Here is a 15,069-nt window from a genome sequence, read left to right as displayed (position 1 = left end):
CGGTGAACGAGACGGTCTTCAGCGGGGCCCTCCTGCTCGCCCTGCCCATCGCCGTGCTCGGCGGCCTGGTCTCCTTCTTCTCCCCGTGCGTCCTGCCGCTCGTCCCCGGCTACCTCAGCTACGTGACCGGCGTCACCGGCACCGACCTGGCCGAGGCCAAGCGCGGCCGGATGGCGGGCGGGGCCGCGCTCTTCGTCCTGGGCTTCACCGCCGTGTTCGTCTCCGGCGGCGCCCTCTTCGGCGGCTTCGGCAACACCCTGCAGGAACACCGCGAGGTCATCTCCAAGGTCCTCGGCGCCCTGACCATCCTGCTCGGCCTCTTCTTCATGGGCGCGATGCCCTCGATCACCCGCCGCGAGTTCCGCTTCCACAAGCGGCCCGTGACGGGGCTCCTCGGCGCGCCCATGCTGGGCGTGCTGTTCGGCGTCGGCTGGGTCCCCTGCATCGGCCCGACCCTCGCCGCCGTCCTCGCGCTCGCCTCCAACGAGGCCAGCGCCGGACGCGGAGCCGTCCTCACCGTGGCCTACTGCCTGGGCCTCGGCCTGCCGTTCATCCTCACCGCGATCGCCTTCCGCCGGGCCCTTGGCGCCTTCGGCTGGGTGAAGCGGCATTATGTCTGGGTCATGCGCATCGGCGGCATCATGCTGATCGCGACCGGCCTGCTGCTCGTCACCGGAGCCTGGGATCGCATCGTGTCCGAGATGCAGGTCTGGACTGCCGGCTTCACCCCGGGGATCTGACCCATGACCCACACCAGCCCGAACGAGACCGGCTCGACCGAGACCGAGACCGACACCGGCCTGAGCAACACCGGCCTGAAAGAGGCCGAAGCGCGCGACGAGCTGACCGCGGCGGGCTCCCAGCTCTCCACGGCCCCGCAGGAGGAGGCCGCCGTCGGCGGACCCACCCTCGGGGTCATCGGCTGGATCCGCTGGTTCTGGCGCCAGCTCACCTCCATGCGGGTGGCGCTGATCCTGCTCTTCCTGCTCTCCCTCGGCGCGATCCCCGGCTCGCTCATCCCGCAGACCAGCGCGGACGAGCTCAAGGTGCAGACCTTCCAGAAGGCCCACCCGACGCTCACGCCGATCTACGAGAAGCTCCAGCTCTTCGACGTCTACAGCTCGGTGTGGTTCTCCGCGATCTACATACTGCTGTTCGTCTCCCTCATCGGCTGCATCGTCCCGCGCAGCTGGCAGTTCATCGGCCAGCTCCGCGGCCGCCCGCCCGGCGCCCCCGGCCGCCTGACCCGGCTGCCCGCGTACACGACCTGGCGGACCGAGGCCGAGCCCGAGCAGGTCCGTGAGGCCGCGCTCGCGATGCTCAAGGGCCGCCGGTTCCGCGCGCACGTCGTCAAGGACGCCGTCTCCGCCGAGAAGGGCTACCTCCGCGAGGCGGGGAACCTGCTCTTCCACATCGCGCTCATCGTGATGCTGGTGGCCTTCGCCTGGGGCCAGCTCTTCAAGTCCGAGGGCGGCAAGCTGATCGTCGAGGGCGACGGCTTCTCCAACACGCTCACGCAGTACGACGACTTCAAGTCCGGCTCCCTCTACAGCAGCGACGACCTCGCCCCGTTCGGCTTCACGCTGGACAGCTTCACCGGTACGTACGAGAAGAGCGGCCCGCAGCGCGGCACCCCGCGCACCTTCGAGGCCGCCGTCACGTACTCCGAGGCGGGCGGGAAGGACAAGAAGGCCGTCATCCGGGTCAACGAGCCGCTGAAGGTCCGCGACTCCAAGGTCTATCTGATCGCCCACGGGTACGCGCCCGTCGTCACCGTCAAGGACGGCCGCGGCAAGGTCGTCTTCCACGGCGCCGTCCCGCTGCTGCCGTTCGACAACAACATCACCTCGACCGGCGCGATCAAGGTGATGGACGGCTACCGCGACAAGAACGGCAAGAAGGAGCAGCTGGGCTTCCAGGCCTTCTTCGTGCCGACGTTCGCGGGCGCCGGCAAGGGCGACATGTTCTCCCAGTTCCCGGCGCTCGACTTCCCCGTCATGGCCCTCACCGGCTACCACGGCGACCTGCGCGTCAACTCGGGGCTGCCGCAGAACGTGTACCAGCTCGACACCTCCAAGATGAAGCAGTTCAAGGTCGAGACGGGGACCGGCGTCGCGCAGCGGATGCTGCCCGGCGAGACGATGACCCTGCCCGACGGTGCCGGCTCGATCACCTTCGAGAAGGACATCAAGGAGTGGGCGAGCTTCCAGATCTCCCAGCAGCCGGGCAACGGTCTCGCCCTCGCGGGCGCGATCTCCGCGATCGCGGGCCTGACCGGCTCGCTCTTCATCCAGCGCCGCCGGGTCTGGGTCCGGGCCGTACGAGGGAAGGACGGCGTGACCGTCGTCGAGATGGCGGGTCTTGGCCGGAGCGAGTCCGCCAAGCTCCCGGAGGAGCTGGCCGAACTCGCGGTCACGCTCAACGCACAGGCGCCGACCGCGCCCGAACCTGCCACAGCAGAACCTGCCACCGCAGAAGCCGAAGGGGCTGAGAAGTGAATCTCGCCGCCGTGAGTCTCGCCGCCGAGACCAACGAGAGCCTGGCGCAGATGAGCAACACGCTCATCTACTCCTCGATGGCCGTCTACACGCTGGCCTTCCTGGCGCACATCGCCGAGTGGGTCTTCGGCAGCCGCAGCAAGGTCGGCCGTACGGCCGCCGCGCTGACCCAGCAGGCATCGGAGGCCGCGGCCCCAGCCGTCACCGTCCAGGTGAAGACGGCCGCCGGATCCACCGCCGTCCTCGACAAGCCCACGGTCGTCACCCGGTCCGGCGCGGGCGTCCGCGACGTGCCCGACGGCCCCGGCGCGGCCGGCGGCACGGTCAAGGGCGATCTGTACGGCCGTATCGCCGTCTCGCTCACCGCGCTCGCCTTCCTCGTCGAGGCGGCGGGCGTGGTCACCCGCGCGATCTCCGTGCAGCGCGCCCCCTGGGGCAACATGTACGAGTTCTCCACCACCTTCTCCACGGTCGCGGTCGGCGCGTACCTCGGCTTCCTGGTGGCGAAGAAGAACGTCCGCTGGATCGGTCTGCCGCTGGTGACGACCGTCCTGCTCGACCTGGGCCTGGCCACGACGTGGCTGTACACCGACAGCGACCAGCTGGTGCCCGCGCTCGACTCGTACTGGCTGTGGATCCACGTCTCCACCGCGATCTTCTGCGGCGCCGTGTTCTACCTGGGCGCGGTCGCCACCCTGCTCTACCTCTTCCGCGACTCCTACGAGAACAAGCTCGCGACCGGCGGCAACCCGGGCTCCTTCGCCCGCTCCGTCCTGGAGCGGCTGCCGTCGGCGGCCTCCCTGGACAAGTTCTCGTACCGGATCAACGCGGCGATCTTCCCGCTGTGGACCTTCACGATCATCGCGGGCGCGATCTGGGCCGGCGACGCGTGGGGCCGCTACTGGGGCTGGGACGCCAAGGAGGTCTGGTCCTTCATCACCTGGGTCGGTTACGCGGCGTACCTGCACGCGCGCGCCACGGCCGGCTGGAAGGGCCGCAAGGCCGCGTACATCGCGCTCATCGCCTTCGGCTGCTTCCTCTTCAACTACTACGGCGTCAACATCTTCGTGAGCAGCAAGCACTCGTACGCGGGCGTCTGAGCCGCTCCGAGGCGTCCTGGGCCGCTCCGAGCCGGTCTGAGCTGGCACGGCGCCTGCCCCGGCGCGACGCTTGAGGTATGAGCGAGATACCTCGGGGCAGGTGCGAGACCCACGACGGCAACCTGCATCACCTGCGGTACGTGATCGACCTGCCCCACCCGATGGTGCGGGTCTGGGCGGCCGTCGCGACGCCGGAGGGCCTTCCGCAGTGGCTCTGCGCGGCGGATCCGCTGGAGCCGCGGCTCGGCGGAGCGGTGACGCTGCGCTGGCTGAACGGCGACACGGAGGTCTCGGGCACGGTGACGGCCTGGGACCCGGAGTACGTCGCCGAGTACACGGTCGGCCCGCCGCACGGCCGGATCCGGTTCCATCTGGAACCGGCCGGGAGCGGCGGGGCGACCGTGCTGCGTTTCACCAACGAGGTCCGTGGGACGCGGGAGGAGAGGCTGGACGCCATGGCGGGGTGGCACGAGCACTTCGAGCGGCTCGCGGCGGCGCTGGAGGGCCGCCCCACGGACTGGCGGGAGTGGACCCCCGACCGGTGGCAGCACCTGCGCGACCTGTACGTACGGGAGGACGCCCCCTGGCCCAAGTGGCAGCCGTAGGGGCTGCCCCTAGGGCCTCCGCGGCGGCAGGCAGTCCTTGGTCGGGGGCCTGCCCTCCGGCCAGGCGGTCTGGACGAACTTCTGCGTGCCGTCCTCCGTCAGTTCCACGATCGGGACCGCCTTGTTGAAGGGGTTGCCGAAGTTGTCCAGGCAGATCCAGCCGCTCGCGCCGTCGACGCGCAGGGACCCCTTCACCTGGGGCCACTGGGTGACCACGTCCGCGAGCTCGGGGAACTGGGCGCCCTGCGGGGTCGCCTGGCGGATCGCGTGGACCGCCGTCGCCATCGCGTCGTACGCCACGATCGCCTGGCCGTCCGTGAGCGGGATCGGCTTCTTCGACGCGCGGGCGATGTCCGCGAGGAACGTTCCGTACGCGGCCGTCGAGCCGCCCGTCGCCGGGACCTTGCGGCCCGAGGCGGCCGTCCAGGCGTCCGGGTGGGCAAGGGCGGCGTAGCGGACGGTCAGCTTCGCCTTGAGCGCGGCCCGGTTGAGCTTGCTGTCCGCGCCCAGGTACGAGCCCTCGTCGCCGGTCAGGATCGTGAACGGCCGCTCCGCGCAGCCCCGCGCGCCGAGCGCGTTGATGAACTGCCGCAGCTGGGTGTGGCGGCCCGCGAAGAACACCGTCTCCGCCCTCGTGTCGCAGATCAGGTGGGTGATCTGGCGGAAGGTGTTCGCGGTGGTGCCCTCCTCCGTCGGGTCCGGCGGCGAGGTGAAGAGCTGCGGTTCGTACGGCGCGCCCTTGAGGGAGGCCGAGAACGCCTGCTTCAGCGTGTCCGTGTAGTGGTCGCCGGTCCGGGTGTCCTGGACCAGCAGCGCCTTCGCCGCCTCGACCTTGCCGAAGTGGGCCAGCGCCCTGGCCTCGTCGCTGTTGGTGGGGGAGACGCGGGCGAGGCCGGGGAACCGGTTCTTGCCCGCGCCCGGGCCGTTGGCTATGTCGTCGGCGGTGATGGTGGTGCCGACGACCGCGATGCCCGCGCCGGTCAGCTCCGCCACCGCCTGCCGTATCTCGGTGGAGGAGGTGGCCACCCCGGAGACCGCCCGCAGTCGGTCCTCCCCGCCGGTCATCGTCTTCAGCCGGTCCACCGTCGTACGCCAATGGGCGTTGGCCTTACCGGTGTTGGCGAGGACGAGCCGGATCTTCGGGGTCTCGCTGTTCGACTCGTGGTTGGCCCGGTACTGGCGGGCGTACGCGCCCTGGATCTCGTACAGGACCTTCTCCCGCATGCCGCTGTCCGGGGAGGTCAGCGGCAGCAGCAGGGCGACCGTCGCGTACTCGCCGGACTTCAGGCCGCGGTTCTCGTCGCGGATGAGACCGGCGATCCCGGCCAGCGTCGGGACGCCGAAGTCGTGGCCGTCGCCGTTGACGCCGACGCACTCGGTGCTGCCCTCGGGCCGCTCCACGCCCGGGGCGCAGGAACGGTCCTCCGGGGTCAGGGCGCGGTCCACGGCGTACCCGCCGACGGAGCCGAGGACGGCAACGGCGACCACGGTCGTGAGGACCTTCTGACGGGCGGTGTACCAGAAGCGGGCGCGCAGCCGGCTGACCATGGCCTCAGACTCCGTTCTCCGAGCCGGGCGGGAGCGAGAGCCGCCGCCAGGCGCGGATGTCCCTCGGCCAGTGGGTGGCCGCGTCCCACAGCGGACTGTTCCCCGTCCGGTGGCGGCCGGAGAGCTGGCGCAGTTCGTGCGTCAGCTTGCCGGTCACCTCCTCGTCGGGCAGCGCGAGCGGATCGGTGAGCAGCCATACGGCGTGCAGCAACCGCCGCAGACAGAGGTGGAGTTCGACGGTCTCGGCGTCGAACGTGGCGGGCAGCGGGTCGCCCGTGACCTGGCCGAGCGCGGTCGCCCGACGCGGGTCGGGCCGCCCGGGTCCGTGCCGGTCGCGCGGGTACGGCGCCGAGGCGATGAACCGGAGCCGGTCGAGCCAGCCGAGGACGTCCGGCTCGGGGAACGTGACGCGCAGATGGGTCACCGCGTCCTCGGTGCGCCCGAGCACAAGCTCCTGGTGCAGCCGGTACGGGACGGGCCCGGGGGCGTAGTGCCGGTGCAGGGTCTCGTGGACGGCCCGCCAGGTCGCGTACTCCTCGCCGTCCTCGAAGCGCAGCCGGTGCAGGAGCAGGGCGCGCAGCAGCGGGTCGGCGACGAAGTGCTCGGGGCCCTCGGGCCAGTCCTCGGCGCGCAGCAGGTCCCGGACGCGCAGGGCCATGTCGCCGTCGAGGGACTCGCCGCGCAGCCTGGTCCTGGCGAGCATCCGGGCCGAGTCCTCGTCGTGGGCGGCGGCGAGGACGGCGAAGGCGTCGTGGCGCAGGCGTGGCAGGAGCTCTTCGAGCAGGGTGGGGGCGACCGGTACGGGCGCGCTGTCCTCGCGCAGCTCCACCGTGAGGTCGAGGAGCGCGCCGGGGGTCAGCGAGGGCTTCCGGTCGGTGGGTGCCTCGCCGGCCGCGCGGCCGAGGAGGACGACGCCGAGGGGCCGGCCGCCGGTCAGCCGGTGGACGGCGCGGGCCAGTTCGGCGGGGGTGCGGCCCGCCGGGTCGAAGCGGTCGAAGGCGCTCCGGGTCTGGGCGGGCGAGAGCGGGGACAGTTCGACGGCGAGGATGCCGGAGGTGACGTCCTGCCCGCGCGGGCAGGGCGCGCGGTGCGCGGTCTCGGGCAGCCGCACGCGGGTCGCGTGGCGGATGCCGTCGTGGTCGCGGACGCGGGAGGTGGCGATGACGACGACCCGGTCGCGGCGGCCGTCGGCGCGGGCCCGCAGGATCGGTTCGATCAGGCGCCGGCCGAGCGGCTCGTGGGCGTTGTCGAGGAGCAGGACCGGGCGGCCCCTGCGGGCGCCCCGGTTGGCGAGCCCGGTGAAGGCGCGGACCAGGTCCTCGATGAGCGCGCCGACGAGGAAGTCCTCGGCCTCGCGGCGGCGGCCGCCTCCCTGCGCGAAGTCCATCGCGAGCTGCTGGAGCCCGGCCTTTCCGCGCCCGCCCGCGTTGCGGTAGGTCCCGTACCAGCTCTCGGCCTTCTGCTGGAAGCGGCCGAAGACCTCTTCGAGGACCGTCTCGACGGTGGCCTCGGCGAGGAGTCCGGCCATGGGGGCGGTGGCCTCGGCGAATTTGGCGGCGAGTTTGGTGAGGACCTTGGTGACCCAGTTCGCCGCGGCGCCCTTGGCGGCGTCGACGGTGGAGAGGACCGGTCCGAGGCGTTGCAGGTCGCGCCTGGCCCGCTCGTCGTCCTCCTGGGACCAGCTGATGGAGGCGACGGCGACGAGGCCGAGCGAGAGCCGGGGGAACTGCACGGGCTTGGCGGCGAGCACGCGGGGCGACAGCTGGACGGCGAGTTCGCCGAGCGCGCCGGTGAGTTCGTTCCAGCCGGGGCCGTGGTCGGCGGGGGGTTCGATGTGCGCGCAGTCGAGCAGGGCGAGCGGGGTGGCGGCCTTGTAGGCGTTGCGTACCTGCTTGAGCAGGGCGGTCTTGCCCATGCCCCGGCCGCCGGTGAAGACGGTGACGGGCGGGTCGTCGTCGTGTTCGTACGGGGTGCGCGCGTAGCGGTACGGCGTCAGGCCGATCAACCGCGCGGCGAGCCCTGCGTCCTGGAAGACCGCCTCGCGTCCGTACAGCTCTCTGTCCACGCCCCGTCACCCCCGTCACAGACAACTACAGGGTATCGACGGAGTGTTGGGAAAGCGGCAGGCTTTTCGACTCTGTTGCGCGGACGTGTTCACTCCGTGGCGATCGCGTCGAGTTGCCCCCGGAGGTAGGAGTGGGACTCGATCCCGTGGATGGTGGTCCCGGGGTCGCACTCGTAGAAGTAGACGAGCGAGATCAGCTCCTCGGTGGGTACGTCGGCGGGCGGCGGTAGTACCCGGTGGCGGCCGGAGCGCCAGCGGGTGCCGGTCCAACCGGCCATCAGATCACCGATGTTGACGGTGAAGGCGTCGGGATCGTACGGCGCGTCCTGCCAGCCGTGGGCATCGGTGTACACCTGCAGTCCGCCCTTGCCGGCCTGCCGGTCCAGGATCGTGACCGTGCCGAAGTCGGTGTGCGGCCCGATCCGGAACTGCCCCGGCTCCGGCTCGCCGGTCCGCTCGCGCCCCGGGTACCAGTTGATGTTGAAGCCGAAGGTGGGGTGGCCGGTGTGCCGGGTGAAGAAGTCCCGCTCCTCGCCGAGCGCCTCGCCGAGCAGATCGAGCACGCGGTCGGAGAGGGCCTGCATCTGTGCGAGGTACGTCTCGACCAGCGGCTTCAACTCGGGCACCTCGGCGGGCCAGGTGTTCGGCAGGAACCACTCGGCGTCCACGACGGGGTCGCCGGTGGGCTCGTCGGCCGCGAAGGACAGCGACTCCTTGAGGTCGGGCGGGGTGACGGTCCCCTCCGCGTACCCGTTGGCCTCCGCGCCGGGCCCGAGCCACCCGCGCCCGCCGACCCGCACGGCATACGGCTCTTTGGCGGTGGCGGGGAGGTGGAAGAAGCGGCGGGCGACGTCCCGGATCTCGGCCCGCAGCCCGGGATCGACCCCGTGCCCGCCGACCAGCAGGAACCCGGCCTCGCGCAGGGCCCGGTCGACGGCGGGCAGCTGGGGGGCGGGGTCGCGCCGCAGGTCGATGGTGGGAAGGCCGGCCGTGGGGGTTGCTTCACTCATGCCCGATGTCCTCGTTCCAGAGAGCGGGGTGTCGGTCGACGAACTCCCGCATGAGCGCGACGCATTCGGCATCGTCGAGCACGACGACCTCGACCCCGTGCTCGGCCAGCCAGTCGTGCCCGCCGTGAAAGGTCTCCGCCTCCCCGACGACCACCCGCGAGATCCCGAACTGCCGGACGAGCCCGGAGCAGTACCAGCACGGCGAGAGGGTCGTGACCATCGTCGTCCCCCGATACGACCGCTGCCGCCCGGCCGCCCGAAAGGCGGCGGTCTCCGCGTGCAGCGAAGGATCCCCGTCCTGCACCCGCCGATTCCGCCCACGCCCGAGGAGGGTGCCGTCGGCGGCGTAGAGGGCGGCGCCGACCGGAATGCCACCTTCGGCGAGCCCGGCCCGGGCTTCGGTCAGGGCGGTGGCCAGCCACCGGTGTGCCTGTTCTTGGTCCACGGGGGGAGCCTTCCCCGGCGGAGCCGGGAGATCACGCCTCAGTCGGAGGGCAGGACGTACGAACCTTTACCGGGGACGGTGACGATCAGTCCGCGCTCGCGGAGTTCCCGCATGGCCCGGCGGGCGGTCAGCACGGCGATGCCGTATTCCTCGGAGAGACGGCCGGGCGTGGGGATCATCCGGTCGGGGGCGAACTCCCCGGAGGCGATCTTCGCTGCGATCACGTCGGCCAGCTGCATGTACAGGGGGCGTGCCGACTTGGGATCAAGGCTGCTCATAGGCCAACAGTAGATAGTCATACAAATACACGTTGGGATGGCTCTAGCTACATCGTGATGCATCACTGTGCATCACGCACTACGGTGAGCGCGAACGCAAAGCCCCGGCGGCCGCTGGAACGGCCCCGGGGCATGGCCACCAACTGCTACAGGAGTTGATGACGTGCGGAACCCTATCGCGCGCGTACTGATCTGGCTGCTGATCCTGACCCTGCCACCCACCGGCAGGCACCGCCCCCGCCCGGTCACCCGCCCGGTGCCACCGGCCACCGCGCCGCGGCACCGCGCCCCCACCCGCCGGTCTCCGTACGCACGGGAGCAGGCGATGCTCCTCGACGGCGCCCAGTCGCGGCTGGAGCGGCCGTACGTACAGCGCAGGCGGCGGCGGACTTTGTGGCTGGCCACGGTCGGGGTGGACGTCGACCAGCGGAACATCCACGCCGGGGGCGTCCGATGAGCCGCTGTGGGGTCCGGCGGTCCGTGTTCGCCGTCGCGGAGGTCGTCCGGCCGGTGTGGGGCGGCTCGGTCTGCGTGCTGGACGTGGGGCACGACGGTCCGCACCGGGACCGTGCCGGTGACGGCTGGTGGGTGACGCCGGAGATCGCCGACGCGGTGACCGTGTCCCTCCTGACCCGCGCCCTCGCGGCCGAGCCCGAGCCGGAGTTCCGGTCACCCCGCTGCGTCGTCGGCCGCCACGACCGCTGCCGGGACGGGGTCCCCCGCGAGACGGGCGTGCGGGAAGTCCGCCACCTCGTGTGCGGGTGCCCCTGCCATCCGGCGCCCCCTACCGCGCCCTGACGCCTCGGACGAGCAGAGTCCCCGTTCGCCTCCCGTCCGGGGGCGCGACCACCTCAGCCGTCACGCCCGTGAACCCGGCCTGCTGGAGGAGCTCCGCCCAGCGGCCGGGCTCGTGGTCCCACCGCTTCACGTACAGGGGCTCCGCCCCCTTCTCCGGTGCTTGCATCTGGGACGCCTGCGGTCCGTAGCAGCCTTCCAGCGCCGGGGGGTTGTGGGAGAACGCGTAGACGCCGCCATGCGCAAGGCGCGCATGGACCAGGGGCAACAGCTCGGCGGGATCGGTGAACCACGCGGCGCCGAAGACCGAGTAGACGGCGGCGAACTCGGCCGTGCCTGCGGTGAGGAACTCCTCGGCCGTCTGCTGCCTCACGTCCAGGTGCGGCCAGCGTTCACGCGCCTTGGCGACCTGGACGGGCGAGATGTCCACGCCGACCGCCTCGGCCCCCAGCGCGACCAGGTGGGCAAGGTTTCCGCCGCTGCCGCAGCCGAGGTCGAGGACCCGCCCGCCGGCGAGGTCCCCGAGGAGCCTCTCGTCGGGCCCGTGGTCGGGCCACTGCGTCCAGTTGAACCACGTCGCGGCCCCGGCCGCGTTCCTCTCCCCGCGTCCGGGCCTGGCCGCGCCCCACACGTCCCATGCACCGGCGTCCTGTTCGCGCACCCTCGTCCCTTCCTACGCGGAGAGCCCGCCCGCCGACCCGAGGGCCGGGGGACGGGCGGTGTCGCCGTGTCTACTTCTTGCCGCCCACCGGGCTGTCCGTGCAGCCCGAGTGGCACTGCGTGCATTCGGCGGCGTTCGGCCACAGCCCCTGGTCCAGGTCGAAGCCTGCCGCACGGATGGCGGCCACCGTGCGGTTCCGGGCCACTTCGGGGCCCCCTGTCTCGGCCGCGTCAGGGACGCCCGGGTGATGGTGGACGAACCGGCCCGCGTGCCGCTCGCAGAACTCCTGGTACGCCTGGGTGCGCAGCAGGAACGCGTGCCAGCCCCAGTCGACGTACTCGGACGGGGACAGGGGCCGGTCGGTCATCGTCCCCGCGATCAGGAACGCGACGGTCTGACCGATGATCCGCTTTGCCAGCACCCGGCCCGTGCCAGGGTGCGCCTTGATCACGTCGGCGGTCAGGGCCTGCCACACCTCCCGGGGCAGGAGGGTGCGGGGCTCGGTGTAGTGGATCGGGGGATGCTCAAGCGCGATGTTCACCTGAATGTCCCTTTCTTCTCGGCGGAGCGCTGCGGGTGGCAGCGCGGGCAGGTGCAGACCGGCATCACGCTGGTCACCAGCGGTGCTCCGCCCTCGCCCTCGTACAGGGTTCGGGGCTCCGTGCGGGTCCCGTCAGCTCTGACCAGGTAGGCGTCGATGCGGATCGGCATGGCATCCATCGTCCGCACGGGGCCAGGTCATCGCGGCGGCAGACAAGGCGTCATTCGGGTGTCACTCGTAGGCGTCAAATCGGTGTCATTTGACTGCTGTTGGGGCTAGCGTCGAAGCCATGACGACTGCCGCGACGAACGATGTTCTGCGGGCCGTGCGGATCGGCCTGCGCATGAGCCAGGATGACTTAGCAAAGGCGCTCCGCGCGGCCGGTGAGGAGCTGGGCGAACCCAACGAAGCGAGTAAGCGTCTCGTCCAGCGCTGGGAATCCGGCATCAGCCGCGCTCCGCGCCCCGTGTACGCCCGCGCCCTGGAACACGTCACGGGGCGTCCCGTCGAAGCCCTGGGCTTCGCCCTGCCCGTGCCGCGGGCACGCGTCCATCCCGATTCCTCAGGAGGCCACGACATGGACCTCGGCCCCGCAGGTATTCAGGCGGCCACTGCCACCCAACCGCCACCGGACGGCATGAACTACTCGGGCATCTGGCTGTCACGGTACGAGTTCTTCAGCTCCTCGCGCGACGAGACGTTCGAGGCCAAGCACTACGTCGTACTGCTCCAGCACGGCGCCCGCCTGACCGGCCAGAGTCTTCCTGGAGCCTCCAGCAACCCGGACAGCCCGCTCACCCTGGACCTGACCATCGACCGCAACGTGGTCACCGGCTCCTGGACCGAGCAGACCGCCACCGACGGCTACTACCAGGGTGCCCGCTACCACGGCGCGATCCAGATGCTCGTGGAACCGACCGGTCGGCGCATGGTGGGCAAGTGGGTCGGCTTCGGAAAGGACTTCGACGTCAATACCGGGCCGTGGGAGCTGAGACTCGTCGACACCTCGACGTCGAAGGCGACGCTTCAGAAATACGGCCGCGCCCCGGACTAGGTACGGCACGCGTACGACGCCAAGGCTGGAAGGGGAAGCAGGCACTCCGGCGGGAGCTGGCGCGTGCGGAGCCCGCACCACCATTCTCAGGCCCTTGCCGGACTCCGTCGTGGCCGTCGGACGGTGGGACGGCGGCCTGCGGGGTGGTGGTTCGGAGGGCGCGCGGTCGTTGCCGCCGATCGGCTGAGGAGGCGGGGACCACCGGCCCGGTCCGACAACTGATCCCTCCCGTTCCGCTGCCCGCCGCGCGGGCGGCGGAACGGGCCCCATCGGCGGAGCCGATGGCCCCATCGGCACAACGCCCCAGTGGCTCGTGGACCCGCCACCGGCACCGTCCGTAGCGTCGGCGGCATGAGAAACGAGACCCGAGGAACGCTCGAACTGACCCTCGCCATGGTGCTCTCCGGCACCCTCGGCATCTTCGTCGTGGAGTCCGGAGCTTCGCCCCTGAACGTGGTGTTCTTCCGGTGCCTCTTCGGGGCCCTCGCGCTCGGGCTGTACAGCCTCGTCAGGGGGTACTTCCGCGGGCACGGGTTCACGGTCAGGAAGGTGGGGCTGGCCGCGCTCGGTGGGGTGTTCATCGTCTTCAACTGGGTGTTGCTCTTCGAGGCGTACGAAGCGACCTCGATCTCCTTCGCCACCGTCGTCTACCACACACAGCCGTTCTTCCTGGTGGTGTTCGGCGCCGTGCTCTTCCGCGAGCGGATCAGCGCCGCCAAGTTCGGCTGGCTCGGGGTGGCCTTCGTCGGGCTCGTGCTCGTGTCCGGCATACGGCCCGGGGACACCGCCTCCCTCAAGGGGCTCGGGCTCGCGCTTGCCGCCGCCGTGCTCTACGCGCTCTCCACGATCGTCACCAAGCGCGTCAGCGGCGTTCGGCCGCATCTGATCGCCCTCGTGCAGGTTCTCGTCGGGCTGCCGTTGCTCGTGCCCTTCGTCGAGCTGAGGGAGACCGCCCAACTCGGCGCCGGGTGGGGGTGGCTCGTCGGGCTCGGGCTCATTCACACCGGGCTGATGTACGTCCTCATGTACGCCGCCTACCAGAAGCTGCCCACCGCCAAGATCGCCGTGCTCGCCTTCACCTACCCCGCCGTCGCGATGGTCGCCGACTGGGCGGTCTACGGGCACCACATCGGGCTCGTCCAGGCGCTCGGCGTCCCGCTGATCGTCCTCGCGAGCCTGAAGGTCACGCTCGCTGCTCGGACACCAGCCGGCGCGCCTGCTCCACGAACAGCCGCACATGAGCCGGAAGCCGCTTCCCCCGCCGCCACGCGATCTGCGTGAAGAGCGTGAAGGGCACCTTCCAGTCCAGTTCGGTCAGGACTCCGGACGACAGTTCCTCAGCCACCGTGATCCTGGGCACCAGGGCGATGCCCAGGCCGCCCGCCACGCCCCGCTTGGTCGCCTCCAACGTGCCGAACTCCATGAACGGCGGCGCCCACTCGCTCAGCGCCTCCTCGAACAGGTCGCGGTACGGGCAGCCCGGCTCGGTCCCCATCAGCTGCGTCGCCGCCAGGTCCGCCGGAGTCAGCCCCGTACGCCCCGCCAAGGGGTGACGCGGGGAGGCCACCAGGGTCAGGGGTTCCTCCGCCAGGACTTCCGCCTCCAGGCCCGCGTGTTCCGTCTCCGGCTCCATCAGGAAGCCGATGTCGTACGTCCCCTGGCGCAGTGCCTGCCGGGTCTCGTCGCCGAGCGTGGGGCGCAGCGTCAGCCGGACCTCGGGGTAGCGGTGGTGGAAGAGCTCCAGCAGGGGCGGCAGCCGGTAGGAGGTCAGCGACTCCATCGTGCCGATGGCGATCGGTCCCGCCGGTTCCGCGGTCTCCACGACCGCGGCCCGCGCCTCCTCCGTCAGCTCGATGATCCGGCGGGCGTACGGGACGAGGCGCTCGCCCGCCTGCGTGAGCCGGATACGGCTGCCGAGCCGCTCGAAGAGCTCCACGCCGAGCGAGGCCTCCAGGGCGCGGATCTGGCTGGTCACGCTGGACTGGGCGTACCGCAGTTCGGTGGCGGCGCGGGTGAAGGAGAGGACGGTGGCGACCTTCTCGAAGGTGACCAGGAGCCGGAGCTCCATCACCGGTCCCGTCACCGGTCCCATCACTGGTCCTTGTCGTCGCGGTCCTGCTCGTCCCGGTGCTCGTCCCGGTTCTCGTCCCGCTTCTCGTCCGTCCGCGGTGCGTCCTTCTGCTCGTCCTCGCGCAGGGACTTCAGGAACTCGGGGTTGTCGTCCGGGGCGACCCAGCGGTTCGAGGCGCCGCCCCTGCCCGTGCCGTACGCGGCGCGCCGCTGCTTGCCCGCGACGAACCAGACGAGCGCGGCGGCGATCGGGAAGAGCAGGATCAGGACGACCCAGGCGAGCTTGGGCAGGTGCTTGGTCTCGTCATCGGGCGTGGTGACGCAGTCGATGCAGGCGTAGATCGTCAGCGCCAGCGGCAGGATGAACATCAGCGCCCTGAGCATGTGGGACAGCCCCCT

General features: G+C 71.2%; 18 protein-coding genes. 8 read left to right on the top strand and 10 right to left on the bottom strand.

Features of this window, described 5'->3' with window-relative positions; translation table 11 throughout:
- Window positions 1–2 precede the first annotated feature (2 nt).
- The 4 genes from ACGFYP_RS33270 to ACGFYP_RS33255 all read left to right on the top strand — a co-directional run bounded on the left by ACGFYP_RS33270 (window position 3) and on the right by ACGFYP_RS33255 (window position 4,203).
- Window positions 3–740, top strand: coding sequence for a cytochrome c biogenesis CcdA family protein (locus ACGFYP_RS33270; protein ID WP_393501618.1), 738 nt, complete (start codon window positions 3–5; stop codon window positions 738–740).
- A 3-nt stretch (window positions 741–743) separates the two neighbouring features.
- Window positions 744–2,498 (top strand): cytochrome c biogenesis protein ResB, encoded by a 1,755-nt coding sequence (locus tag ACGFYP_RS33265; RefSeq protein ID WP_393501616.1) that lies wholly within the window; start codon window positions 744–746, stop codon window positions 2,496–2,498.
- 11 nt (window positions 2,499–2,509) lie between these two features.
- Window positions 2,510–3,598 carry a c-type cytochrome biogenesis protein CcsB gene (gene ccsB, locus ACGFYP_RS33260; protein ID WP_393501682.1) on the top strand — a complete coding sequence of 363 codons (1,089 nt, stop codon included), beginning with the start codon at window positions 2,510–2,512 and terminating at the stop codon, window positions 3,596–3,598.
- Window positions 3,599–3,675: 77 nt separating this feature from the next.
- Window positions 3,676–4,203, top strand: coding sequence for an SRPBCC domain-containing protein (locus tag ACGFYP_RS33255; protein ID WP_393501613.1), 528 nt, complete (start codon window positions 3,676–3,678; stop codon window positions 4,201–4,203).
- A gap of 9 nt (window positions 4,204–4,212) precedes the next feature.
- Here ACGFYP_RS33255 and ACGFYP_RS33250 read toward each other — a convergent pair whose 3' ends face one another.
- The 5 genes from ACGFYP_RS33250 to ACGFYP_RS33230 all read right to left on the bottom strand — a co-directional run bounded on the left by ACGFYP_RS33250 (window position 4,213) and on the right by ACGFYP_RS33230 (window position 9,549).
- Window positions 4,213–5,751, bottom strand: coding sequence for an ABC transporter substrate-binding protein (locus tag ACGFYP_RS33250; protein ID WP_393501611.1), 1,539 nt, complete (start codon window positions 5,749–5,751; stop codon window positions 4,213–4,215).
- A gap of 4 nt (window positions 5,752–5,755) precedes the next feature.
- Window positions 5,756–7,816 carry a hypothetical protein gene (locus tag ACGFYP_RS33245; RefSeq protein ID WP_393501609.1) on the bottom strand — a complete coding sequence of 687 codons (2,061 nt, stop codon included), beginning with the start codon at window positions 7,814–7,816 and terminating at the stop codon, window positions 5,756–5,758.
- Between the two features lie 89 nt (window positions 7,817–7,905).
- Entirely contained in the window at window positions 7,906–8,826 is a 921-nt protein-coding gene (locus tag ACGFYP_RS33240; RefSeq protein WP_393501607.1) for an isopenicillin N synthase family dioxygenase, read from the bottom strand.
- Window positions 8,819–9,271 (bottom strand): nucleoside deaminase, encoded by a 453-nt coding sequence (locus ACGFYP_RS33235; protein WP_393501605.1) that lies wholly within the window; start codon window positions 9,269–9,271, stop codon window positions 8,819–8,821. Before ACGFYP_RS33235 ends, ACGFYP_RS33240 begins: the two co-directional genes overlap by 8 nt.
- 38 nt (window positions 9,272–9,309) lie before the next feature.
- Window positions 9,310–9,549 carry a winged helix-turn-helix domain-containing protein gene (locus tag ACGFYP_RS33230; protein ID WP_361964599.1) on the bottom strand — a complete coding sequence of 80 codons (240 nt, stop codon included), beginning with the start codon at window positions 9,547–9,549 and terminating at the stop codon, window positions 9,310–9,312.
- Window positions 9,550–9,712: 163 nt separating this feature from the next.
- On the opposite strand from ACGFYP_RS33230, the gene ACGFYP_RS33225 reads away from it, so the two are divergent.
- Together ACGFYP_RS33225 and ACGFYP_RS33220 are read left to right on the top strand one after the other, a co-directional pair.
- Window positions 9,713–10,006 (top strand): hypothetical protein, encoded by a 294-nt coding sequence (locus tag ACGFYP_RS33225; RefSeq protein ID WP_393501602.1) that lies wholly within the window; start codon window positions 9,713–9,715, stop codon window positions 10,004–10,006.
- A 23-nt stretch (window positions 10,007–10,029) separates the two neighbouring features.
- Complete coding sequence (locus ACGFYP_RS33220) at window positions 10,030–10,347, top strand: hypothetical protein (protein ID WP_393501600.1); 318 nt, start codon at window positions 10,030–10,032, stop codon at window positions 10,345–10,347.
- Here ACGFYP_RS33220 and ACGFYP_RS33215 read toward each other — a convergent pair.
- The 3 genes from ACGFYP_RS33215 to ACGFYP_RS33205 form a co-directional block, all read right to left on the bottom strand.
- A complete protein-coding gene (locus ACGFYP_RS33215; protein ID WP_393501598.1) occupies window positions 10,334–11,005 on the bottom strand; it encodes a class I SAM-dependent methyltransferase in 672 nt (223 codons plus the stop codon). The two genes, ACGFYP_RS33220 and ACGFYP_RS33215, sit on opposite strands and share 14 nt — an antisense overlap.
- Before the next feature lie 70 nt (window positions 11,006–11,075).
- Window positions 11,076–11,546, bottom strand: a complete 471-nt coding sequence (locus ACGFYP_RS33210; RefSeq protein ID WP_393501596.1) for a glycine-rich domain-containing protein — start codon at window positions 11,544–11,546, stop codon at window positions 11,076–11,078.
- Window positions 11,543–11,716, bottom strand: a complete 174-nt coding sequence (locus ACGFYP_RS33205; RefSeq protein ID WP_393501594.1) for a hypothetical protein — start codon at window positions 11,714–11,716, stop codon at window positions 11,543–11,545. The genes ACGFYP_RS33210 and ACGFYP_RS33205 overlap by 4 nt, the downstream gene beginning before the upstream one ends.
- A gap of 119 nt (window positions 11,717–11,835) precedes the next feature.
- Here ACGFYP_RS33205 and ACGFYP_RS33200 point away from each other — a divergent pair, with 119 nt between their 5' ends.
- Complete coding sequence (locus ACGFYP_RS33200) at window positions 11,836–12,600, top strand: helix-turn-helix domain-containing protein (protein WP_393501592.1); 765 nt, start codon at window positions 11,836–11,838, stop codon at window positions 12,598–12,600.
- 351 nt (window positions 12,601–12,951) lie between these two features.
- Window positions 12,952–13,881, top strand: coding sequence for a DMT family transporter (locus tag ACGFYP_RS33195; RefSeq protein ID WP_393501590.1), 930 nt, complete (start codon window positions 12,952–12,954; stop codon window positions 13,879–13,881).
- Here ACGFYP_RS33195 and ACGFYP_RS33190 read toward each other — a convergent pair.
- On the bottom strand, window positions 13,784–14,668 hold the full coding sequence (locus ACGFYP_RS33190; protein ID WP_393501680.1) for a LysR family transcriptional regulator: 885 nt from the start codon (window positions 14,666–14,668) through the stop codon (window positions 13,784–13,786). The genes ACGFYP_RS33195 and ACGFYP_RS33190 overlap by 98 nt on opposite strands.
- Window positions 14,669–14,691: 23 nt before the next feature.
- Window positions 14,692–15,054, bottom strand: coding sequence for a PLD nuclease N-terminal domain-containing protein (locus ACGFYP_RS33185; protein WP_393501588.1), 363 nt, complete (start codon window positions 15,052–15,054; stop codon window positions 14,692–14,694).
- Window positions 15,055–15,069 lie beyond the last annotated feature (15 nt).

The organism is Streptomyces sp. NPDC048370 (genome assembly GCF_043200825.1).
Taxonomy (GTDB): domain Bacteria; phylum Actinomycetota; class Actinomycetes; order Streptomycetales; family Streptomycetaceae; genus Streptomyces.
This window is presented reverse-complemented; position numbering and strand designations above follow the sequence as displayed.